Source organism: Wolbachia endosymbiont (group A) of Beris morrisii, from assembly GCF_964028185.1.
Classification (GTDB): domain Bacteria; phylum Pseudomonadota; class Alphaproteobacteria; order Rickettsiales; family Anaplasmataceae; genus Wolbachia.
This window is the reverse complement of sequence record NZ_OZ034760.1, coordinates 623,871-647,461: the sequence shown is the minus strand read 5'-3', so window position 1 is coordinate 647,461 and position 23,591 is coordinate 623,871. Positions and strand designations below refer to the sequence as shown.

The 23,591-nt window shown below is 35.7% G+C and carries 22 protein-coding genes and 1 pseudogene; 15 read left to right on the top strand and 8 right to left on the bottom strand.

Translation table 11 applies throughout. The annotated features are described in order from the left end of the window. Nucleotides 1-139: 139 nt before the first annotated feature. On the bottom strand, nt 140-1,219 hold the full coding sequence (prfA, locus tag ABWU69_RS03335) for a peptide chain release factor 1 (protein WP_265025604.1): 1,080 nt from the start codon (nt 1,217-1,219) through the stop codon (nt 140-142). A gap of 98 nt (nt 1,220-1,317) precedes the next feature. Between prfA and yihA the strand changes: the two genes are divergently transcribed. From yihA to ABWU69_RS03315, 4 genes are all read left to right on the top strand, one after another. Then, nucleotides 1,318-1,911 carry a ribosome biogenesis GTP-binding protein YihA/YsxC gene (yihA, locus tag ABWU69_RS03330; protein WP_265035525.1) on the top strand — a complete coding sequence of 198 codons (594 nt, stop codon included), beginning with the start codon at nt 1,318-1,320 and terminating at the stop codon, nt 1,909-1,911. A gap of 4 nt (nt 1,912-1,915) precedes the next feature. Further along, nucleotides 1,916-2,827 carry an acetylglutamate kinase gene (argB, locus tag ABWU69_RS03325; protein ID WP_320157475.1) on the top strand — a complete coding sequence of 304 codons (912 nt, stop codon included), beginning with the start codon at nt 1,916-1,918 and terminating at the stop codon, nt 2,825-2,827. Between the two features lie 729 nt (nt 2,828-3,556). Then, nucleotides 3,557-4,018 carry a dUTP diphosphatase gene (gene dut / locus ABWU69_RS03320; protein ID WP_353285389.1) on the top strand — a complete coding sequence of 154 codons (462 nt, stop codon included), beginning with the start codon at nt 3,557-3,559 and terminating at the stop codon, nt 4,016-4,018. A gap of 78 nt (nt 4,019-4,096) precedes the next feature. Then, nucleotides 4,097-4,753 (top strand): hypothetical protein, encoded by a 657-nt coding sequence (locus ABWU69_RS03315; RefSeq protein WP_353285388.1) that lies wholly within the window; start codon nt 4,097-4,099, stop codon nt 4,751-4,753. 105 nt (nt 4,754-4,858) lie between these two features. On the opposite strand, the gene nusB is transcribed toward ABWU69_RS03315, so the two are convergent. Genes nusB through yidC form a run of 3 tightly spaced genes read right to left on the bottom strand, consistent with a single transcriptional unit; the run spans nt 4,859 to nt 7,456 of the window. After that, nucleotides 4,859-5,341 carry a transcription antitermination factor NusB gene (nusB, locus tag ABWU69_RS03310; protein ID WP_265040023.1) on the bottom strand — a complete coding sequence of 161 codons (483 nt, stop codon included), beginning with the start codon at nt 5,339-5,341 and terminating at the stop codon, nt 4,859-4,861. Beyond that, nucleotides 5,341-5,769 carry a 6,7-dimethyl-8-ribityllumazine synthase gene (locus tag ABWU69_RS03305; RefSeq protein WP_265035539.1) on the bottom strand — a complete coding sequence of 143 codons (429 nt, stop codon included), beginning with the start codon at nt 5,767-5,769 and terminating at the stop codon, nt 5,341-5,343. The genes nusB and ABWU69_RS03305 overlap by 1 nt, the downstream gene beginning before the upstream one ends. After that, nucleotides 5,747-7,456 carry a membrane protein insertase YidC gene (yidC, locus tag ABWU69_RS03300; RefSeq protein WP_265035541.1) on the bottom strand — a complete coding sequence of 570 codons (1,710 nt, stop codon included), beginning with the start codon at nt 7,454-7,456 and terminating at the stop codon, nt 5,747-5,749. Before yidC ends, ABWU69_RS03305 begins: the two co-directional genes overlap by 23 nt. Before the next feature lie 134 nt (nt 7,457-7,590). Between yidC and ABWU69_RS03295 the strand changes: the two genes are divergently transcribed. Continuing rightward, on the top strand, nt 7,591-8,106 hold the full coding sequence (locus ABWU69_RS03295; RefSeq protein WP_265035543.1) for a TIGR02281 family clan AA aspartic protease: 516 nt from the start codon (nt 7,591-7,593) through the stop codon (nt 8,104-8,106). Between the two features lie 6 nt (nt 8,107-8,112). Here ABWU69_RS03295 and secF read toward each other — a convergent pair whose 3' ends face one another. The 3 genes from secF to ABWU69_RS03280 all read right to left on the bottom strand — a co-directional run bounded on the left by secF (nt 8,113) and on the right by ABWU69_RS03280 (nt 13,456). Continuing rightward, nucleotides 8,113-8,988 carry a protein translocase subunit SecF gene (gene secF / locus ABWU69_RS03290; RefSeq protein WP_353285387.1) on the bottom strand — a complete coding sequence of 292 codons (876 nt, stop codon included), beginning with the start codon at nt 8,986-8,988 and terminating at the stop codon, nt 8,113-8,115. A 208-nt stretch (nt 8,989-9,196) separates the two neighbouring features. Continuing rightward, the gene (locus ABWU69_RS03285) at nt 9,197-11,236 is read right to left on the bottom strand and encodes a hypothetical protein (protein ID WP_353285386.1); all 2,040 of its coding nucleotides are present in this window, start codon (nt 11,234-11,236) and stop codon (nt 9,197-9,199) included. Nucleotides 11,237-11,410: 174 nt separating this feature from the next. Next, on the bottom strand, nt 11,411-13,456 hold the full coding sequence (locus ABWU69_RS03280) for a heme lyase CcmF/NrfE family subunit (RefSeq protein WP_265035512.1): 2,046 nt from the start codon (nt 13,454-13,456) through the stop codon (nt 11,411-11,413). Nucleotides 13,457-13,767: 311 nt separating this feature from the next. On the opposite strand from ABWU69_RS03280, the gene ABWU69_RS03275 reads away from it, so the two are divergent. Together ABWU69_RS03275 and ABWU69_RS03270 are read left to right on the top strand one after the other, a co-directional pair. Then, the gene (locus ABWU69_RS03275) at nt 13,768-15,009 is read left to right on the top strand and encodes a hypothetical protein (RefSeq protein ID WP_265035510.1); all 1,242 of its coding nucleotides are present in this window, start codon (nt 13,768-13,770) and stop codon (nt 15,007-15,009) included. A 114-nt stretch (nt 15,010-15,123) separates the two neighbouring features. Next, nucleotides 15,124-16,449, top strand: a complete 1,326-nt coding sequence (locus tag ABWU69_RS03270) for a dihydroorotase (protein WP_265035508.1) — start codon at nt 15,124-15,126, stop codon at nt 16,447-16,449. A 119-nt stretch (nt 16,450-16,568) separates the two neighbouring features. Here ABWU69_RS03270 and ABWU69_RS03265 read toward each other — a convergent pair whose 3' ends face one another. After that, nucleotides 16,569-16,826 carry a hypothetical protein gene (locus ABWU69_RS03265; protein ID WP_265025617.1) on the bottom strand — a complete coding sequence of 86 codons (258 nt, stop codon included), beginning with the start codon at nt 16,824-16,826 and terminating at the stop codon, nt 16,569-16,571. A 124-nt stretch (nt 16,827-16,950) separates the two neighbouring features. Here ABWU69_RS03265 and ABWU69_RS03260 point away from each other — a divergent pair, with 124 nt between their 5' ends. The 8 genes and pseudogenes from ABWU69_RS03260 (at nt 16,951) to ABWU69_RS03210 (ending at nt 23,574) form a co-directional block, all read left to right on the top strand. Next, nucleotides 16,951-18,135, top strand: coding sequence for a dicarboxylate/amino acid:cation symporter (locus ABWU69_RS03260; RefSeq protein ID WP_353285385.1), 1,185 nt, complete (start codon nt 16,951-16,953; stop codon nt 18,133-18,135). A gap of 3 nt (nt 18,136-18,138) precedes the next feature. Further along, nucleotides 18,139-18,735: an orotate phosphoribosyltransferase gene (gene pyrE / locus ABWU69_RS03255; RefSeq protein ID WP_265025619.1), complete on the top strand. Its 597-nt coding sequence runs from the start codon at nt 18,139-18,141 to the stop codon at nt 18,733-18,735. A gap of 105 nt (nt 18,736-18,840) precedes the next feature. Beyond that, complete coding sequence (typA, locus tag ABWU69_RS03250; protein WP_265035504.1) at nt 18,841-20,670, top strand: translational GTPase TypA; 1,830 nt, start codon at nt 18,841-18,843, stop codon at nt 20,668-20,670. 554 nt (nt 20,671-21,224) lie between these two features. Then, on the top strand, nt 21,225-21,359 hold the full coding sequence (locus tag ABWU69_RS03245) for a hypothetical protein (RefSeq protein ID WP_353285384.1): 135 nt from the start codon (nt 21,225-21,227) through the stop codon (nt 21,357-21,359). 43 nt (nt 21,360-21,402) lie between these two features. Beyond that, nucleotides 21,403-21,546: a hypothetical protein gene (locus tag ABWU69_RS03235; RefSeq protein WP_353285383.1), complete on the top strand. Its 144-nt coding sequence runs from the start codon at nt 21,403-21,405 to the stop codon at nt 21,544-21,546. A 53-nt stretch (nt 21,547-21,599) separates the two neighbouring features. Further along, nucleotides 21,600-21,743 carry a hypothetical protein gene (locus ABWU69_RS03225; RefSeq protein WP_353285382.1) on the top strand — a complete coding sequence of 48 codons (144 nt, stop codon included), beginning with the start codon at nt 21,600-21,602 and terminating at the stop codon, nt 21,741-21,743. Between the two features lie 261 nt (nt 21,744-22,004). Further along, nucleotides 22,005-22,463 (top strand): annotated as a pseudogene (gene terL, locus ABWU69_RS03215) (phage terminase large subunit); the annotation flags it as partial. A 106-nt stretch (nt 22,464-22,569) separates the two neighbouring features. After that, nucleotides 22,570-23,574, top strand: coding sequence for an Mrp/NBP35 family ATP-binding protein (locus ABWU69_RS03210; RefSeq protein WP_265035500.1), 1,005 nt, complete (start codon nt 22,570-22,572; stop codon nt 23,572-23,574). The last annotated feature ends 17 nt before the right edge of the window (nt 23,575-23,591 follow it).

Here is a 23,591-nt window from a genome sequence, read left to right as displayed (position 1 = left end):
TAGAAATATTTAAAAAAAATAGATTAGTCTTAGCATTAAGTATTAGGGGGTTTGAAATCTCTGTGAAAAGAACTACAAGCAGAGTACGTGTATAAGCCTGTTTTGATTAAAAAACAATTGCAGAATTGTTTAATCAATTTTAACTCTCTCCGGCCAATCTTTCTGCTTCATTACGTGAAATTAATGCCTCAATAAATTCATCTAGTTCACCTTCTTTTATAATCTGCTCTAGCCGATGTGAAGTTAGATTAATTCTATGATCTGTTATTCTTGATTGTGGAAAGTTATATGTTCTTATGCGCTCGGAGCGATCCCCAGAGCCAATCTGACTTTTTCTCATTGTTGACCTTTCCATTTCTTTTTTTTGTCTTTCAATTTCGTATAGCCTTGCCCTCAATACTTTGAGCGCTTTAGCTTTATTTTTGTGCTGCGATTTTTCATCTTGCTGTATCACAACTATCCCTGTTGGCAAGTGGGTGACCCTTACTGCGCTGTCAGTTGTATTCACTGATTGCCCTCCAGGACCACTGGATCTATAAACATCTATTCGTAAGTCTTTTTCTTCTATTTTAAAGTCAACTTCTTCTACTTCAGGTAATATCGCAACAGTAGCGGCAGAGGTATGCAACCTTCCTGAGGATTCAGTTTCTGGCACTCTCTGTACTCTGTGCACCCCTGATTCAAATTTCAACCTTGCAAAAACTTCTGTTCCATTAATGAGTGCAGAAGCTTCCTTATAGCCACCTATACCTGTATTAGAAATGCTTATTGGCTCGAACTTCCAATTTCTTCTTTCTGCATATTTTTGATACATACGAAATAACATTGCTGCAAATAATGCTGCTTCTCCTCCTCCTGTACCTGCTCTGATTTCCAATATTGCATTTCTTGAGTCATCTTCATCTTTGGGCAATAATGCTAACTTTAGTTTTGCTTTTACTTTTGGCAATAATACCTTGTGCTTTTCGAAAAATTCTTCTTTTGCTAACTCTTTTATATCACCTTCGCTGTTTTCATCTTTCATTATTTCTTCTAAGTCTGAAATTTCCTCTTTCAGCGTGTTATATTCATCAATTATCTTGATTATTGGCCTGAGCTCAGAGTATTCCTTTGAAAGGGTAATGAATTCTTTTTGACTTAAATTGGTAGGATTTTCCAAATTCCTCTCTATATCATTAAATTTTTTCTTTAAGTCTTGTAAATTATTTTCCATATCCATATAGCACAGATCTAGCTAAGTAATATATACTGAAATAAAAAATTTCTTATATCAAGCAATAACACTATAATATACCTACTACCTTCTAGTTGAATATAATGGCAAAACAGATAACATCAAACTGCAATTTCATATTTGGAGCTTCGGACATAAAATCATTACCAGATGAATCAGCTCCAGAGATTGCGTTTGCTGGTAGATCAAATGTAGGAAAATCCAGTCTGATTAACTTACTGATAAACAGCAAAAAAGCTGCCAGAGTTTCCTCTAAACCTGGATGCACTAGACAAATAAATTTTTACTCTATGTACAATGATAAGTTCAGGCTTGTTGATCTACCAGGGTATGGTTATTCTCATGCAGGTAAGGAGGAAATTATACAATATTTAAACTTAATTGAGTATTATCTAATTCAAAGAAGAAATCTAAGAAGAGTGTTTGTGTTGATAGATAGCAAGGTAGGATTAAAAGAAATAGACAAAGACTTCATTTATTGGTTAATATATAATAATATTAACTTTAACGTTGTGCTAACAAAAATAGATAAAGTAAGTCAAAAAAGCTTAGGTGCTGTTATAGAAGATATTCAAAAATGGATTAATAATGAGAATGTGTCAATTCATCAAATAAGCATCCGTGTTAAGCATAAAATAACCAAGGTAAGAGATGAGTTTTTCAAGTTTACAAGATAAAAAAATGAAAAGTAGTGAATTTTTAAAGGGTGAGGTATCATTTGAACAAAAAGCAGAAATATTACTTGAAGTGTTATCTAACATACCTAGCTTTGTGGGCGAAACTTTTGTCATTAAATGCAGCGGAATAACGATCTCAGATGAAATACTATTCTATACTTTTGTGCATAATGTTGTCTTATTAAAGCAGCTTGGTATAAATCCGGTGATAGTTCATGACGGAGAATATGAAATTAACTCAGTGTTAAAAATGCTGGGTATGGACAGTAAGTTTGTGAATGGTATCAGACTTACAGACAAAGACACTATGAAAATCATTGAAATGGCACTGTGTGGTTCAGTTAATAAAAAAATTGTTCAGCATATAAATTCTGCTGGTGGTTCAGCTATTGGATTATGTGGAAAAGACGGCAACTTAATTAAAGCCGAAAAAATAACCGCTACGCTTAGAGAAGATAGATCAAATAATATCGAAAAGATATTAGACATGGGGTTCATCGGTAGACCCACTGAAATCAATCCTGATATATTATTTTTTATTGAAGAATCAGATTTTATACCAGTTATTGCACCAATTGGTCATGGAAAAGATGGGGAAACATATCATATTGATGCCGATAGTACTGCAAGCGCAATCGCAATTGCAGTTTCTGCATCTAAAATGATAATCTTGAGTGACACAGATGAAGAAATAGATAAAATTGGTGGCAGGAAGATATCTGTTAAAAATTTAAATGCATCGATTGATTGTGGCAAAATTCAAGGAGAAAAATTTATTGGAAGGCTCATGGCATATACTAAAGTGGTAGAGGAATGTGCTGGAGTTGTTCACATAGTTGATGGTAGAATACCTAACATTATGCTTGATTTATTTACTGAAAATAATTCGAGTATATCAATTGTGAGTGATTTATAACTACACGAATGTTGTCTACCAGGGATGCCAGTGCCTTGACTACTTGGATCCAGCTAAGTTGGTGAGCATAAAATAACGCCGTCATACCGTCACGGTATCTCTTAGCATAGATCCCGCTAACGCGTAGCGGGATACTTGACCTTTACAGGGATGACGGTTGTCGTTTAGCTATAAATATTTAAGAAATTTACCAAATGAAAAAAAAGGCAAAAGAAGCCCCATGGTTAACTAGTTATTTATATGTACTTCAAAATATTGGCGTTTTTTATTCTAAACGCTGCAATTTAGCTGCTTTTAAATGCGACTAACCTAAATTATAAACGTTAAGAAATTTACTAAGTGGAAAAAAAGGCAAAGAAAACCTAGGGTAGCTAGTATTCAAATTCTCCCTTGTCTATTTGACGTCTTTTACTGTCTTAAACGCTTTATAAGCGCGTTTCGGCTTGTATAGGTAGAAACCTAAAAGTTTTATAAAGACATGAGGTGCACATAGTGCAAAAAATTAAGCATGATTTACGCCAAATACATTAAGTTTTTTTGTCATTAATCCACTGCAGAGATTGCGAAGATAAATAAATAGCTTCAGTTTCATGATAAGGGGGCTGGCGAAATGTGTCAAGGAATTTTATGGCCTAGCGTCACACGCTGGAATGACATCATTTACATTTATCACTTTTGCAGATACAATTTACATGCTATAATTGAGTCTTCATAAGCTGGTAAATTGGAGTGCAAAGAAGTAAAATTAAAGTAGAAATAAAAAGATTATCACACGGAGAAGACTTGTCTCTTCCATGTTATGCAACTGTGCAGAGTGCTGGTATGGATCTTTATGCTGCATTGAATGACTCTGCTGTTTTAAATCCACTTGAAAGATTACTTGTTCCAACTGGAATTGTGATTGCAATACCAAACGGTTTTGAGGGGCAAATCCGCCCACGTTCTGGTCTTGCTGCAAAACATGGAATCACTGTCTTAAATTCTCCGGGCACTATAGACTCTGATTATCGAGGTGAGGTTAAAATTTGCCTAATTAATCTAAGTAATCAACCATACGAAATAAAAAGGGGAGATAGAATTGCACAAATCCTTATTTCTCCTGTATCTCAGGTAATTTGGGATGACAGAGAAGAGTTCTGCACAGAAGAAACCGGTCGCAATGCAGGGGGCTTTGGCTCAAGTGGTAGGTAACTTACGAAAAAGCTTGACTATGACAATTTTTTTATACACAATTTAAGCATATTAATATTTTATTAAACGAGGTCGTTTATGCTAACTTTCAAAAATCACTGTCGTCAATTCCACAAAACAAATACTGCACTTGTTGCACTTACTTCTTTGTATGTCATAGGCGCAGCAGTAGCACTTTCAGCACCATATTGGGTGTCTTCAACTTCCATGCTAGCTCCACTTGCAGCTTTTGCAGCTACACCACTTGGAATCGGTATATTAGCAATTGTTGCTATTGCACTGGTTAGTTCAGCAATATACGCTATCCTAAAAAATAACGAAATATCTGAGTTGAAAGCTCCGAAGATTGTTGTTAATAACGATAGAAAAAACAGTAAAGAAACAGCATTGCTAGTAACAGAAGACATATTGATGGAAATGGCAAGGAATAACCAAGTTAAAGATGAAGAAGGTAAGGTGGAAAAGAATAAATATTATATAGACTTCAGCTTAGAAGGCAAGAACTACCGTATTATTGTTAGTATTAGTCAGTTTATCAATCGGCTAGGCAATACTTTACTCTTCAAGATAGATTCACTAGAAGTGAAAAACAAAGAAGGTAAGTTCGAGACAGTAGATGAAACAGAGTGGAATAAAACATTAGGTTTAGACAAAAAGGGTGCTGAAGAGGTTAACACTTATTTAGGCTCACCTATTGTTAAACAAGTTGCTTCTGAAGAAAAAGCAAAAAGCTAGACAGCTAAAAGAGGTAGATCAAGTCTGCCTCTTTATTTTTTTAGTGTCAGTTACTCAAATTCACTATGGGAATTGCCTTAACTTTTATATAGTTGTGAGAAGCTGCTAAGGATTTTTATTTAATTTAACTGCATCTTTTGCCTTATCCAATAACCCATTAATAAAACCAATTTCGCTTGGTTTATCAAGTAAATCAGATGCAATGTTAGTGTATTCATTAATAACAACTGGAACTGGCGTATCACAATTAGCTAACTCACATATTGCAACACGCAAAATAGATAAGCTTATAAGATTTAACCGTGAGAGGGACCAGCTTGGGTGTAAGTAAGACTCTATTATTTTATCATATTCTTCACTGCTTTTTATAACCTTATATAACAAGTTTTCTAAGAACTGATGTTCAAATTCTTCACATTCAAATATATCTTTCAACTTACTTATGTAGTCCTTAAGCTCACAATTTTCCAATTTAAAAGTGCTTTTGTTGTAACCTACGAAAATATTTGAATAAGCAATTTGTACAGCAAGAAACCTTGCCGTACTTCTTTTTATACGCCACTTTTTATCTACCGGTTTTTCCTCCATTACTTTAATTTGTTGTATAAATCTATCATATGCAAAACAGTTGAGGCTGCATGGCCACCAAAGTTTTTTTTGTTTTTGTCAGCTCTAACTAGTGCTTTATCTTTGCTGTCAGCGGTAATTACGCCCATACCAAGGGGCATTACATAATGCATAATAACTTCATTTAAGCCTTCGATTACTCCTTTACAAACATATTGATAATGATCAGTTTCACCGCGAATCACGCACCCAAGAGCTAAATAACCATCATAATTAGCATTCTTGTTTTTGACCGCAAAAAGAATTGTAGCTGGTATCTCAAATGCACCAGGGACTTCAATTATCTCATAATCAACATTATTTCCTTTGAATTTATCAATTGCCCCCTCAAGCAAAAGGTTCGCTATTTCAGCATAATAAATTGAATTAACTATTAGTATTTTCGACATTCACTACCACTTTTTTCGTTAAAAACAACTTTATTAATGATTGTTGAATTGAAGTTGTAATATTATTAAATATCCAATATATTACCAAGCCGGCAGGAAAAGAAGAAAAAATAAAGACAGAAATGTAAGGTAAAAACTTCATAGCATTTACTTGAATGTCATCTTTGCTGGTTTCACTTAGCTTCTGCTGAATTATCACAGTAATACCAAAAATTATAGGCAAAATTCCTATAGAAATAGGGAAATTGTAATTAAACAACCCAAATAATGTAAAGATGTTCGTTGGGTCAGGAGCTGAAAGATCCTTAATCCATAGATAAAAAGGGGCGTGTCTCATCTCTATAGTAACAAATAATACTTTATATAAAGCAAGAAATACCGGCATTTGTATTAGCGTAGGAAAAATGCTTGATATTGTATTTACATTATTTTTCTTGTATAACGCCATTCTTTCCTTATTCTGCTTTAAACTATCATTTTTATACAACTCTTTTATACGAGCTACTTCAGGCTGCAGGCTTTTCATCTTAAGTGTCAAAATATGTGATCTAGTAGATAAGGGAAGCATCAAAAGTTTGATTGCTAAAGTCAGCAATAATATTGCTAAGCCAAAATTTTTTAAAACGAAGTTAAAATATTCAAGCAGTAAAAACACTGGCTTGGTTATAAAATAAAGAACACCAAAATCTACAGCTTTATCAAATAAAGGTATATTGAGAGTATCCTTGTAAGAATCCAGTAAATTCAACTTTTTTGCTCCAGCAAAAAAATAATTCACATTAGAAACGCTTGCACCAGGAAGTATGCTCTTGTAAGGTTTGACAAAATCTACTTGGAATTTATCAGTATTATTAACGTTCGTGTGTTTAATGCTTACATTTATTTTATCGGATTTCTCAGGTATGATAGCTGTAAACCAATATTTATCAGCAAAACCAAACCAATTTTTTTCACTCGTGCTTGCTTTTATTAAATGTTTCTTAGAGACATCCTTATATGTCCACTCCTCTAGTTTATTATCAAATGCACCCAGTACTCCTTCATGGGACATCCAATAAGATTCGTTGATATTGTCACGTTTACGGTTAATTTTACCATAAGGAACCAAAACTACATTATCTTTTGTGTTATTTTCAACAATCTGCTCAATTTTAAACATGTAGTTATCGTCAAGGCTAATTTTCATTTTAAACACAATGCCATTCTCATTGTCCCAAAATAAATTAACTACTTTTTGATTAGTCAGTTCAGCCCCATCAGCTTGCCAGACTGTCTTAGAATCTGGAACTTTAATCTTTTTATTCGGATCGAGCCACCCAAATTCTGCGAAATATACATCTTTTGATTCTGCAGGTGACAGTAACACCACTTGTGGAGAAGAAGAATTCGGTTCTAAGTGGTAATTAGTTAAAATTAAGTCATCAAACCTTGCACCTTTCAGAGAAATTGATCCTTTAATCATGTTATTGGTTAAACTAACCCTCTGTTCTCGAGTAGAATTAATAATTTCAGAACGATTTTGGTATATTATAGGAGCAAGGTCGTTAAAAGATTCGATATGTTCAATATTTTCAATCAATGGCTGGTTTTGGTTTGTACTAAAAAAATTATCATAAATAATACGCCAAGATACCATGATCAACATGGAAAGGATAGCTGCTAAAATTAAACTTTTTGCTTCTGACATGAAATTAAATCAAACATATCTTCTTAAAGTGTATATTAAATATTGTACTAAAACAATGAAATTTACTTATTTTTAATAATAACTTTTAACGCTAATCTTTAAAATTTATTTTAATAGCTTCGAATTTTAATAATATGAACGCGGTAAAAAATCTAGTTATTTGGTTACTAATAATAGCCGCTACTGCAATGCTTATTGATTCACAAAGGGACAAATTAAGCGACAGATTTCTCAGTACTTTTTTACCATATAAAGGAAGAATTCAAAATAGTGGTCAGAATAGTGGAAGTATCGAATTTACGAAGTCATATGATGGACACTTTTATATTCAGGCTCAAGTCAATGATCGCAATATAACGTTTTTGCTTGATACCGGAGCAACCGATATTGTTCTATCACAAAAAGACGCATTACATGTTGGTATTAACTTACAAAATGTTCAGGATTTTAAAATATATGAAACTGCGAAAGGTCAAATAAAAGCTGGAGTGGTTCAAATACCTCAAGTTAAAATAGGAAACTTTTTGATTAATGATGTACAGGCAAGCGTTAACACTCATTCTATGTCTCATTCACTACTTGGAATGAGCTTTTTAAGGTATTTTCATTTCACTATAAGAGATAATAAGTTGATATTATACCGCGACTAAACACTTCTACAATCTACTTATCAAAGCTCTGTAGGTTAATATAGGAGCAGAAATAAATATTGCAGAACAAGTGCCAATCAAAATACCAAAAAAAATGATCAAGCTGAAGTCTCTCACTGCATCTGTGCAGATTAATGCCAAAGGAAGAGCAGCAAGAAGGGTTGTACCCGAGGTTAATATAGTGCGAAATAATGTAGCGTTGATACTTGCATCTACTATCTCACTCATCCGCCCACTTTTACCACTCTTGCAATACTCTCGAATCCGATCGTATATAATTACTGAGTTATTGATTGAATAACCAATGATAGTGAGGAGAGCTGCAACTGATGAAATATTAAACTCAATGCCAGTTAGGCTAATAAAACCAACAGTTAAAATCACGTCATGAATCAGTGCTGTTATTCCACTGAATCCACATTGCCAATTAAATCTAAACCAAACGTAAAAAAATATTCCAACAATCGCGATCAACATGGATAACATTCCTTCAAATATTTGTGTTGAGCTTATTTGTGGGCCAACATAGTCTATTTTACGATAGCTTATTGAGCTCCCCAGCTTTTCTTCTAGTATGCTTTTTATCTTTTTGATTTTATCTTCATCTCCTTCATCTTTAAAACGCATGACTAAATTATCACCTGCTTTTGAACTCTGCACTGTAAAACCATTTCCTTTTAATGCATCGAGAATAGAGTGATTCTCATCTGAAGATTTTATCTCTATCAAAATTCCGCCTGCAAAGTCTATGCCTAAGTTCACTCCACGCAGCACAACAATGAGCATTGAAAAGATGATAAGAATAATGCTAATTAATGCAGTCAAATCCCTATATTTACTAAACTTGATATTGAGGTTATCTGGAATGAGTCTAAGTGCCATGCTATTTACTTAAAGTAATCACTTGAATTTTATATACTTTTCAAAAAATTCACTAGTTTATTCTGTGGTTGTTTGACTATGTAAATTTTTCTGTCAGTTGATTCTTGTCTGTCAATTAAGTTCTATCTAGTGCAAACTTTGCAATTTTGAAGTACATTACAAGAGCAAAATACCGCCAATTTGGCCCATCTATTTTATCTCTGCAAGCTTATCCCCCCCTTGCTATGTTAGCAACGCAACCTAAGCTAGGTTCCTTCATAGCAGTGTTAGGTACACTGCCATACCTTTCAAAACTTTCATGCTCTATAGCTTCCTCAACACTTTTTCCCCCAAAAAGACAGTTTTCCCCTAAACTTTTTCCCTTATTTTTTAACTTGTTAAGCCTTGCTCTATTTTCCTCATCAATCTCTACTTTTATTTTATTGCTGCCTTTCTCACTAGGACTTAGATAAATACTTATCTCTCCTACCTCAGTGGTAAAAGACATTTCAATACCACCTTTTGAGACATCCATGTAATTTCTTTTTCCCCCTATTTCTTCTACATTTTCAACTCTTACTATACTTTCTCCAATTTTGAGTATGCCAACTCTTAAATTTAAGCCTTTGGCTTTTTCATTGTTTAGGATTTCTGCAACTTCAACAATACTATCTTGCGAGTATTCTATACAAAAATATCCATTATCCTTGTCTACTCCTAATACATTTTGAGTCTGCTTGCTTTTGTTTACAATACTTTCATATGCTAAATTATTAAGTCCTAAAATATTTTTATTCCTTTGACTTAAAATCTCTTTTTCTCTGTAAATACAATTTACATAATCATCGTACCTCTCTTTAGTAAATTTATTTAAAGTTGCACCCTCCGATATTACTTGTAATATCTTTTTCTCCTCTAGAAGTCTAGAATTCTCAGTAGAATCGACCCAATATAGTTCTTGTGTTGTATTAATTATACGGTCTACAAAGGACTCGCCATCTTTATATGGAAAAGTGAACATAATTCCTTGTTCCAGTGCTTGGCTTATAACTTCATCAAGTCTCCCTTTCAACTTCCCAATATCATCTTCTTCACATTCACCAGCTTCATCTGAATTACTAAGGATTTTATCCATTTCTTGCCAAATACTTTCATACTTTTCCTTTTCTGCTTTATTCAGTTCTATTTGGGCTAAAGAAAAAGAATCTTTTTTTCTTATCATGCTTGTGTTTTCATCATGAAAACACAGATGACTGTAGCGTTTACCACAATCTGTATCATAATGACCAACATCATTATCACCACAGTCCGAACTATCTTCTGAGTTCTCATCACTATCTGACCAATTGTCAACTTTCGGAAATTCTGAGCTTTTCTGTTCACCTTCAAAAGTCTGATTACTACCGCCAGCGCCCTTTGTCAAATTTTCTTTACTTTCACAAGAATCACCTAAAGAATAGCCTTGACCCTCTTCTTGATCTGAAGCACTTAATTTGCTACAAGTCGCTTGACTATAATCATTGAAGTTATAACCTAAACCATTACTACCATGCTGTAAAGGATCGCTTTTAAAAATTTGTGGATTATTACTTCCGTCTGGCAAATCACCTGATAAACCAGTCTGATGATTATTTTCACCTACCCAACCATCAGTTGTTGTTGGAGTACATACATTTCCTGTATATTTTTGGTTATTTTGTGCTTCTATTTTCCTCTTCTTGTACAACAGTTCAAACTGATCAATTTCAATCGATCGTACTCGTTTCCTTGAAGGAAAGTCCTCTGGAATCTGATCCTCATCGTCAGAATTGTGACCTGAATCACAAATTACATGATCATTGTAGGTAGAATTATGCTCTACTGAATCAGTACTTTCAAAAATTTGTGGATTATTACTTCCGTCTGGCAAATCACCTGATAAACCAGTCTGATGATTATTTTCACCTACCCAACCATCAATTGTTGTTGGAATGCATATTCCTGTATATCTTTGGCTATCAAGAGAATCATTAGTTAATTGTACTGCTGTATAAGTTGTACGGTCATCCTCATCATCGGAACTAATACCTGAATCATGGCCATCACCTTCTTCTGAATCTGAATCACCTGACCTATGATTATTACTGTTATCACTTGTACAAGAATCATCGGAGTACTGTAGAGGAGTTTGTGCATTACTTTCAAAAGTTTGACGCCACTCGCTGCAAGGATCCTTAAAATCGAAAGCAGTGCGTATAGCTTTTTCCTTGCCTGATACCCCACCATTCATATTGTATAACCATCACTCACTAATCCCTTAGTGAATATCGTAATATATAGGTCTGTCAATAAAAAAATATAACTTTCTTTGGTTCTAACCTTTGTAAATCAGTATCTATAGCCCGGTAATTTCTCATACGTTGCACTCTGGACCTAGGAGCGTTGTTAATAAAATCCACGACAGCTAGATAACCCTTGCTCGTCCACTAAAAGAAAAAGCGGCAAGGAGCGAACCAAAAGCGATAAGGAAGGATCCTAGCCAGATTATAGGCATTCCAGGTTTATAGTGCACTTTAGCTGCGATTTTGCTCTTACTCTTATCAATCTCTCCAATTACAACATAAATATCAGAAAATAAATTGTGGTAGATACTGCTTTCAACATTTTTCTGACCTTCCGCAAGGTAAAATCTATATTCAGGAGTTACTTCACCTAATATCTTATTATTCAGCAAATTCCTGATATCCATTGTACCCCTCACTGCATGGAAATTTTTTTCTTTTATTAGCTCAATATTTCGTAAAGTAACTTTAAATTTATTGACTGTTATGCTATCCCCTATTTTTAAGTAATTTTCTTTTTTCTCCTGCCAACCAACCGAATAAGCTATACCAAGCACTAGAATTGCCACTCCAGCATGAGCAAGCATCATTGCATAGTAGGATTTAGAAACTCTTCTTGCTAATAAAATTGATTCACCAAATGCTACCTTAAATAAACGAATTCTTTTACTGTATGCTTCTAAAACAAAGATTAATAATGCTATGGAGATGGTAATTGATAGCACAATCATTAGCTCCATGTGAAAGATAAACGGCAAAATAGCTGCAGCACTGCAGAATGAGAATCTGTATTCACGGAATATTGGCAATAGACTATTTCCCTGCCAACTGCAGTATTGCCCGATCATGGTGAGCACTAGAATAGCTAGTGCAATAGAGTTAAATAAAGAATTGTAATATGGTGCTCCAACTGAAATTAATTCACCGGTTAAATATTCGAGCACTGTAGGATATAAAGTGCCAACGAACACAATGAAAAAGGCAGTGATGAATAATAAATTGTTCATTAACATCATTGTAAAGCGGGAGAAAACAGAGAAGTTTTGCTTTGGTGTGTAATTAGGTCCCTCTATATTTTTTTCCTGGATCCCAGTGCCAAGCACTGGGATGACAGGTGGTGGTGTAAGAGATCTATTCTTTTTTGCAAATGCGATAAATACTACAAGGCTACTGACTGTAATTACACCAAGTAGAGCTAATATATATAGTCCATATCTTGGGTCATCTGCAAACGTGTGCACTGAGGTGAGTATTCCTGAGCGGACTAGAAATGTTCCAGTCACACTCAATATAAAAGTTGTAAGCGTAAGTAAAATAGCAAAGTTTCTTAAAACATTGAAATTTCGTACCACAAGCAACAAATGTGTCAGCGCTACTGCAATTAGCCACGGCATCAAAGAAACGTTTTCCACTGGATCCCAAAACCAAAATCCACCCCACCCAAGTTCGCGATATGCCCACCAGCTACCCAAGCTGATGCCCAAAGTGAGCAGCGACCAAGAAATAAGTATCCAAGGCCTGACAATTTTAGCCCAAACATTTCCTTCAACTTTTGCAATTAATCCAGCTATAGAGAGCGAAAAAGGAACACTAAATCCAAGGTACCCCAAATATAATATCGGTGGATGAATAGCAAGGCCTATATCTTGCAATATCGGATTAAAACCCAGTCCATCTGTTTCAATGCCTGGCATTTTAGTAAAAGGATTCGACTCAAGTAAAGTGAACAGTAAAAAACAAAAGCAAATCAGCCCATGAGTGATTAGAGAGATTTTTTTTAAAGCTAGTTCTGCAGCGCGTGACGCTGGAATCTGTGTATTTTTTTCTGGATCCCAGTGTCTGGGCACTGGGATGACAGAAGGTATATAAATATCCATTAGTAATAAATACATGGTGAGCACTAAGGTCCAAAGCAACATGGACCCTTCTTTATTTCCCCAAACTCCACAAATCTTATAGATCAAAGGTTTTGTTGTGTGTGAGTGGTAATATACGTTTTCAAGTGAAAAATCATTTGTAATGTGGCAGTAGATCAAAATAGCCATTGATGTTGATACACAAAAAAATATGGCAGTGGTAATAAACCGATAAGAACTGAGCGGTAAAAACAAATATGTCAAAGACAATAAGCAGGCTATGAGTAGCAATATATTCCCAAGTTCAGGCATAAAAAATTATAGTTTTTATATAAACAATATTACTGATGACAAGTAAGAAGTTAAAGTGTTAATTGACACTTGCTATTGATGCTATAGCTAAAGTGGCTTAGGTTGACCTACAATTTGAAAAACAACAAATTCGTCATTCCGCTACTCGTTAGCGGAATCTATACCGCGAATGAATCGCGTTATGACGTAGGGAAATCTTTCTTGGGTCAGCTATAGCATAATGCTCCCATAGTTAGCTGTCTGGCATTAATTAAAAATTAAATATTAAATCTTTATACTTTTATAGATAGCGTTAATATTGAGGTAACATTGTGGGTACAACTAAGATTAGTAAATTTCCATTTAATATAAAAGGTAAAGTGGCAAAACAACATGCCGAATCAATAGTCGCAAAAAATCTCTATACTATTTTGGGATTCAAAGATATAGAAGATTTTGAAAATAAGACAAGTAAGCTTGTTAATAAAAAAGTTTGGCAATCATTTGTTGACTGCTTTGCAAAAGAAATAGATTATGCAGCAACCGAAAAAGTTGTAAAAAACATCGTTTGTAACATTGCAAAAAGTGATCAAGGTAATGCTTTTACCAAAACTGAACATCTGATATTAAATGAAAAGCAAGATAATAAAAAGAGAGAAAAAGCGATTAGAAAAGCTATTAGTATTTTGAGGAAAATCAATCCAGAAAAAGCCTTTAATGAACTTTCAGTAATAAAAAAACAAGCTGAAGATTTTTTACAAACCGATTTTTATAAAGCACAGAGTAAACCACTTCAAGGATTTGCTCCCTCTGGTGGACAGCTCTTTGCGGAAACTCTGAAATATATAGAAACACTAGAAAAATTATCCGAAGTAAAAAAAGAAGGGCTAGTTAAAGATTTTTTGTTAAATCATGTTAGTTTATTGAATAAAAAGTATCCTAAATCACAGAGTAAAAGGGAAGATGCTATAACAATACTATCAAATGATGAGTTGAAGAATTTTTACAATAAAGGTGTAAAAGAAGGAATATTACAACCAATGGCATCTTACAAAGAATGCAGAAACCTGTATGACAAAATGAACCAGATAAAAAATGAATCCAAAAGTATAATTAAAAGAGAAGAACGGGAAGAAAATTTGAAGAAAATAGATAAGTCGATAATCAGCGCAATTAATGACATAAAAAAACATAGAGAAGCAATCCTTAACTGTAAAGACTTTCAAAGTTCTTACATAAAAGAGAAAAAAGAACATCCATTTAGAGGCAACGCATGTCAAAAAATAATTGATATATATCAAGAGAGAATTGTTGGATATCAGGAGAAAATTCGTCAAAACTTAAACCAAATAAAAGCGATATTAAAAAGTGCGCCGCAAGAAATGGATGATGTGGAAGAATTAGAGGAAATAATCGATGGTATACATGAAGCAAAACAGTTCGATGAAGATTTTGATTCAGCTTTAATTTGTTTATCGAACATGCAGAATGAGCTAGATATTCAACTGGAAAATCCTCCAACAGAGCTAAGAGTTTCACACATTAACGTTAAAACTGAGCTAACTAGGTTATAAGGGCGGGATTTTTGGGACAATTTCAATTCAAAACAGCTCTTAGTCTGTGTTTTAATTTGGTTGTGTTTTATTAAAAAAACTTTAGATTTATTGCATAATCGATACTCAAATATAATGACACAGACTTGGAATTTGTTACAAACAGGGCAAAAGGAAGGCTATAAAATTGCGTATACTAATGCTCGTATTATCGACCCGGAAACTAAACTTGATATAAAAGGTTCGCTATTGACTGAAGGGGATAAAATTGTTGATTTTGGCGAATCATTATTTTCAACAAGTGGAGTTGACGAAACAATAGACTGTAAAGGGCTTGTTCTAATGCCAGGCCTTATTGACATTCACGTACATTTTCGTGAACCAGGTCAGGAGCATAAAGAGACTATATATACAGGCAGCAAATCTGCAGTTGCGGGGGGAGTTACAACTGTAGTTTGTCAGCCGAACACTGCTCCAGCAATTGATAGCGTTGTTTTGGCTAAATATTTGAAATATAGAGCACTTGAAACTTCACATGTAAACGTTGAATTTTACGCTAAAATCACCACTTCGGAAGAAAAGTTGACTGAAATGGCACTTTTAAAGGAAGCAGGTGCGGTTGGGTTCACCGATGATGGCATGCCAGTTATGAACCCAATGATTATGAGACAGGCGCTGCTTTATTCAAGCATGCTGGGTGTTCCTATTGCTCAACATGCAGAAGATTTAAATTTATCAGCAGGTGGTGCAATCAACGAAGGTAAAATTTCTGAAGAATTGGGAGTAAAGGGGATCTTAAGTGCGTCAGAATCGGTCATGGTAAGTCGCGATATACTGCTCATGAAAGATATGGAGAATGTGCACTACCATATTTTACATGTCTCTTCAAAAGATTCACTTGATGCTATTAAACGTGCAAAAGATTTGGGATTAAATGTTACGTGCGAAGTAACCCCTCATCACTTCACTTTGACTGAAGATATAGTAAAACAACATGGGGCAATTGCAAAAATGAACCCGCCACTTCGCACTGAAGAAGATCGTTTAGCTATGGTTGAAGGTTTAAAGACAGGTGTGATTGATTGCATTGCAACCGATCACGCTCCGCATGATCGTAGTTCTAAAGATCTGCCACTTGAAAATGCTGCATTTGGTATTGTTGGCCTTGAAACAATGCTACCCCTTTCACTTGAACTCTATCACAGTGGGCAAATGGGTCTACTTGATGTGCTTGCAAAATTGACATATAAGCCTGCAGATATAATACACATACCACGTGGTCGTATACAAAAAAACCTTGCTGCAGACTTAATTTTAGTTGACCTCAATCATGAATGGGAAATTAAAACTGACAACTTTGCTAGTAAATCAAAGAATTCTCCTTTCGATGGTCGCAAAGTAAAAGGACACGTAGTACGCACTGTTGTGTCTGGCAAAACTATATACTCACAGAAAAGTTAGTTATCATATCTTATCCATCCCAATTTGTTATCACCAGAATGGGCTAAGTGCACCTAAATTTAAATTAAGAAATCTCAGTCAATTCCACTGTCTTCGAATAAATGCATCCTCTTACTTTTTCAACTATCGGTTCTATGATGCAGTGATTTACTTTCGCAGCTATAGGCATTATTACATAATTCGTTGTAGAGAAGCTTATAACTGGTACTATACCCCCCTAGCATTAAAGCTCCTGACACCATTGCATCAGGCGAAATAGCATTTGTAGATGCACTAAGACCAACTCTGATTCCAGCGCTAGCAGCCCAGAAGCTCAAAAAAAACAAAATTGCTCCACAGTAGCCATCACCAAATTTAGATAACATTTCTTCGTGCACTTACCCCCATATTCAGTTGCAAGTTAAGTATTAACATTTTGCCTAAATTGCAAGATTTTTTATATCAACCTGATTCCAAAACAGCAAAATTGTTGTATAATGTTACTTTGAAGTTTTATTTTCAATGCACAAGTTTGCAATACTCTTTTCTATACTGCTTGCAATAGTTGCTTACTATTTAAACAGTGAGATTATATTTGAAATAGCAAAGCTGTTTAGTGACATATTTGTTAGTTTGTTGAAATTAATAAGTTTACCTTTAGTTTTTCTATCAATAGTTTCCACAATTTCAGGACTCAAAGACTCAATTGAAATTAAAACCTTAGTTAAGAAAACACTATTTTATACGCTGCTTACAACTATTATAGCTGCGTTTGTTGCATTATCGTTTTACCTGCTAATAGATCCAGCAAGAAAAAATTTCATAAGTAATACGATAGGGAGTATTAACAGCAATAACCACAGTTATTTTTCATATTTAAAATCACTCATTCCTTCGAATTTTGTGCAAGTTTTTCTTGAAAATAATATGATTGGTAGCATATTAATCGCTTTTTTGATGGGTGGAGCTATTGTTTCACTTTCAAAAGAAAAGCAGGACATATTACATCAAATATTCTCTGCACTTTTCGATACGTTACTTAAAATTGCTCAAGGGTTATTGAGATTTATTCCGCTTGCTGTGTGGTCTTTTATTACATGTTTTTTGCACGAATTAAAAGGTGGTAGCGAGTTCTACAGTCTTTTATGGTATTTTGTTTGCATAATGTCTGCAAATTTTGTGCAGGCATTTCTGATTTTACCGCTACTTATGTGGTATAAAGGCATATCACCAATTCAAACGCTAAGGGGGGTTATGCCAGCGTTGACGCTCGCATTTTTCTCTAAGTCATCCAGTGCAACGCTGCCCACAACCATAGATTGTGTGCAAAATAAGCTAAAGGTGCCAAAGAAATTGTCGTCTTTTATTTTACCAATATGCACAACAATTAATATGAATGCATGTGCTGCATTTATACTAATCACTGTAATGTTTGTTGCAGAAATGAACGGATACGTATTTTCCTTGAGCGAAATGTTTATATGGATTTTTTTAGCTACAGGGGCTGCAATTGGCAATGCTGGAGTGCCGATGGGGTGCTATTTTATGGCAACCAGTTATCTCATGTCGATGAATGTTCCTCTGCATATTATGGGACTGATTTTGCCTATTTATACAATCATCGATATGTTTGAAACTGCAATAAACGTGTGGTCTGATATTTGTATCACTCAGATAATTAATAAAGAATGTAATAGTGAAACTTAAAAAATGATATTAGACGAAAATAATCTAATAATAAAAGAATTTAAAAAAGCAGAAGCAATTTTGCATGGGCATTTTGTTTTATCATCCGGACTGCATAGTGACACATACATACAGTGTGCGAAGATTTTTGAAAATCCAAGCAGAGCCATGAAAGTTTGCGCATTATTAGCAGATAAAATAAAAAAAGAATTAAATAGCTCCATAGATTTAATATTATCTCCTGCAATTGGTGGAATAATTGTGGGTTATGAGATTGGCAGGCAGCTTGGAATAAAGACAATGTTTTGCGAGCGCGTTAACGGCAAGTTTGAATTACGCCGTGGATTTAAGATCAAAAAGGGTGAGAAAATATTACTTATCGAGGATGTAATAACCACAGGCAAATCTTCACTTGAAGCAGTGGAATGTGCAGAAGGGAAAGGAGGTAAAGTTGTTGCTGAAGCTTCTTTGATAAAGAGAAATAGTGAAACGAAACTGCCTTTTCCTGTCATATCTTTGATTGAACTGAACATCAAAAACTACAGCGAGGAAGAACTTCCAAGTGAATTAAAACAACTACCCATAACAAAACCTGGGAGTAGAGAATATTTAACAAAGTAATCCTATAATATCTTGGAAACACAGCATTTATACACAGCTTTAGTTATTTACTCTAAGTGTATTTTATGTATACTTATTACTAAATTAATTTTGAAATGATAGAAAATGAACGAATTTAAATCGATCCGAAATATAGCAATAATCGCACACGTTGACCACGGTAAAACTACTTTACTTGATAACATGTTAAAACAAAGTGGCACGTTCCGCGAGAATCAAGAAGTTCAAGAACGAGTGATGGATAGTGGTGACCAAGAGCGTGAACGCGGAATTACAATACTTGCAAAATGTACATCAATAATGTGGGGCGATGAAAAGATCAATATTATTGATACGCCAGGGCACGCGGACTTTGGTGGAGAAGTAGAAAGGGTATTGTGCATGGCAGATGGTGTGTTGCTGCTGGTTGATGCTGCAGAAGGTCCCATGCCACAAACTAAGTTTGTGTTGTCAAAAGCACTAAAAGCAAATTTGAAGCCAATTGTGATAATCAATAAGGTCGACCGACCAGACAGCAGAATTGACGAAGTATTAAATGAAATATATGAGTTATTTTTTAACCTTGATGCAACCAACGAGCAGCTAGATTTTCCAGTGTTGTATGCTTCAGGTAGAAATGGCTGGTGTGCTAAGGAGCTTTCTGATGAAAGAAAAGATTTAAGCCCATTATTTTCAACGGTTATAGATTATATAAAACCTTCTGTTTATGATCAAAATGCACCTTTTGCTATGTTGGTCACTCTACTTGAGTCTGATAAGTTTCTTGGCAGAATATTGACAGGAAAGGTTTATCAGGGTGTTGCAAAAGTCAATTCAGATCTTAAGGTGCTTGACCTCGATGGCAAAGTAATTGAACGAGGAAGATTAACTAAATTGCTCTCATTTTCTGGCTTGAAACGCATTCCAGTAGAGCAGGCTGTAGCGGGAGACATAATTGCAATTGCAGGGCTTGAAAAAGCTTCGGTTTCAGATACCATTTCTGTGCCAGAAATGACAACTGCAGTAAGCTCAACTCCAGTTGATCCGCCAACAATGGCGATTACTCTGAGCGTTAATGATTCGCCTTTTGCTGGACAAGAAGGTACAAAGCTTACTTCAACTGCTATAAAGGATCGCTTATATGCGGAGGCAGAAACAAATGTTGCAATTACTGTGACTTTGGCACCAAGCGGTGAAGCGTTTGAAGTAGGTGGACGCGGTGAGTTGCAGCTTGGAGTGTTAATTGAAAATATGAGAAGGGAGGGTTTTGAGCTTTCGGTATCACGCCCTCGCGTGTTATTTAAAGAAGAAGGCGGTAAAAAACTTGAACCTATAGAGGAAGTAGTAATTGATGTAGATGATGAATATAGTGGAATCATCATGGAAAAACTCAGCTTCCGAAAAGGTGAAGTGACTGACATGAGACCTTCTGGTAATGGCAGGACAAGATTAACGTTTTTAGTGCCATCAAGAGGATTAATTGGTTATCAAGGAGAGTTTTTAACTGATTCTCGGGGCACAGGCATAATTAACCGTTTATTTCACAGTTATGCTCCACATAAAGGTCCAATTTCTGGAAGGCGCAATGGAGTTTTAATTTCTACAGATAAGGGTGAGGCTGTGGCGTATGCAATTTTCAATTTGCAAGACAGGGGAATTATGTTTATTAAGCCACAGGATAAGGTATATTGTGGCATGGTTGTCGGCCAGCATAGCCGTGACAATGATTTGGAGATAAACGTGCTAAAAGGTAAGCAATTAACAAACGTAAGAGCTTCAGGTAGTGATGAAGCCATAAAACTCACTCCTCCAAAGATGATGACACTGGAGGATATGATAGCGTATATAGACGATGATGAATTGGTGGAAGTAACTCCAAAATCTATACGTTTACGCAAGAAATTCCTTGATCCAAATGAACGTAAGCGTGCAGGAAGGGCGAAGAATAAGGAGTAGAGGTTTCTTTTTGCAGGTAGCAGATTCCAGCGCATGATGCACAATTGTACAAACATTGTAGCCAAGTAGCCCGCAGAAACGAAAAAACTTGCTTGACACCCTTTGCCAGCCCTCTTATCATGAAACTGAAGCTATTGTATTTGCTTTCGCCAATCTGCAGATTAAAAGGTAAGGATTACTTAATGTATCGGCGTCTTATGTTCAATTTTTTGCAGTATATAGATACTGTATGTCTTTACAAAACTTCATCTACATCTAGATTTTTATCTAAATAAGCTGAACGCGCTTATAAAGCGTTACAAGACATCAAAAAATGCCAATACTCGACAGAGATAGTAAAAGACTAGCTAACTCGGGGATTCTTTGTCTTTTTTTCTGCTTGGTAAATTTCTTAAACATTTGCAGCGTAAGTTAGTTGCAATTAAAAGCAGCTGAATTTCGCTTGTCAAGCGTTTAAAACATAAAAAACGCCAATATTTTAAAGCGGATAATAACCACGGGGCTTCTTTTGCCTTTTTTTTTATTTGGTAAATTTCTTAACGTTTGTAGCTAACATGAAGCTAAGTACGAACTTTGTTAAACACAACAAATGGTGTCATCCCAGTGCTCCTTTTTTTGTCATCCCAGTGTCTGGGCACTGGGATGACACCCTGACAATCGTCATCCCGCTGCTTGTTAGCAGGATCTAGAGATACCGCGGCGGTATGACGTAGATTGCTGTCATTCCAGTGCTTGGCACTGGAATCCAGCCTTTATTATGCAGCCACTTGGTTGAAATTAAGTCTTCTGGATTCCAGTGTCAAGCACTGGAATGACACCGAAGGAGCTACTGGGATGACAGGGGAAGCTGACAACCGTCATCCCGCTGCTTGTTAGCGGGATCTAGAGATACCGCGGCGGTATGACGTAGATTGCTGTCATTCCAGTGCTTGGCACTGGAATCCAGCCTTTATTATGCAGCCACTTGGTTGAAATTAAGTCTTCTGGATCCCAGTGTCAAGCACTGGAATGACACCGAAGGAGCTACTGGGATGACAGGGGAAGCTGACAACCGTCATCCCGCTGCTTGTTAGCGGGATCTAGAGATACCGCGGCGGTATGACGTAGATTGCTGTCATTCCAGTGCTTGGCACTGGAATCCAGCCTTTATTATGCAGCCACTTGGTTGAAATTAAGTCTTCTGGATCCCAGTGTCAAGCACTGGGATGACAAGAAGAGGGCACTGGGATGACATCTTTCAACATTATATCATGAACAAAATCAACTTTCTCAAATTCATTGAGTTATGCTTTCAAACGGTGGTGCCGGGGTGTGAGTATAATGATTATCAGTACACTAGCAACTTTAGCGTCTGCACTACCTGGGCAAAAACAGACAACAAATTCTATTTACTTGATGTATATCGCGCAAAGCTTGAGTATCCAAAGCTTAAAGAGCAAGTTTTGTCCTTAGCAGCAAGATGGACACCACACGCAATTTTAATCGAAGCAAAAACAAGTGGTCAGCAATTGGTGCAAGAGCTAAAAACAAACAGTGATTTACCAATTATCGAAATAGTACCACATGATGACAAACTCACTCGATTTTATCAAATTGTTCCGATTATAGAGTCTGGTAAGGTTTTTCTGCCGCACCAAGCAGTATGGCTCAGCGATTTTGAGTATGAGATTTTAATGTTCCCAGAAACGCGCCACGACGACCAAGTGGATAGTACCGTGCAATATTTGCAGTGGATGAGAAAAACTAACACCAGCGTTTTCAGGGTCAGGGATTTTACCTCCGACCCTGTTTAAGTGTCACGCTACTTGGCTTGTGTTCTAGGCAAAACCTGCTATAACATTTAACATACTGTTTTCGAAACAAATGTTCCGCACTGGGATCTGCTATGTAAGAGGTCTAATGATCAACGAAGAAATTGTAAAAGAGAGCTTAAAAAAAGTCATAGAGCAAAAAAGCGGTAAAGATGTGATCGCTCTTGGCATAATATCCTCAATCATTATTAAAGGCGGGGACATTGGTTTTGTGCTTGAAGTTGCCGGTAACACGCAAGCAAACGAAGAATTAAGAAGAAATTGTGAGCAAGCTGTTAAAGCTATACCGGGGGTGACAAAAGTGATCGTGGTTGCTACTGGTCAAAAACAAACTGGGCAACAAAAAGCTAAATTACATATCGAAGGAGTGAAAAATATAATCGTTGTGGCCTCTGGTAAAGGCGGTGTGGGCAAGTCCACAGTTGCGCTAAATCTTGCTCTCTCATTAGCAAAGTTGAAACATAAAGTTGCGCTGGTTGATGCAGATATATATGGTCCTTCAATTCCTCAAATGCTTGGCACTGAAAAATTAAAGCCAGAAATACAGGGTGGAAAAGCAATACCTATAGAAAAGTATGGACTGCATACTATTTCAATCGGCTATTTTGTTGACAAGGATCGTGCAGCAATATGGCGCGGACCTATGATCACAAAAGCACTTTATAATCTGCTCATGGGAACAAAATGGTCCGATATAGAGTATTTGATAGTTGATACACCACCTGGAACTGGCGATGTGCATTTAAGTCTTATGGAAAATTTTAACTTAACCGGGGCGATAATAGTTTCAACTCCACAGGAGCTCTCTTTAATCGATGCTCGCAAAATTTATGATATGCTTAAAAAGCTCAGCGTACCGGTTATTGGAATTGTGGAAAATATGAGTTATTTCATTCAAAATGACTCAGAAATATACATATTTGGAAAAGACGGCGCAAAAAAAATGTCTGAGGAGCTGGGCATCAAACTCCTAGGCAGGATTCCTCTAGATCCACAAATATGTCATGCTTCTGATTGCGGAAATCCTTTAATGTTAAGTGAAGATTTAGCAGAGATTTATGAAGACATTGCTCAAAGTATAGTTAAACAATAGAATAAGCGTGAGAAACA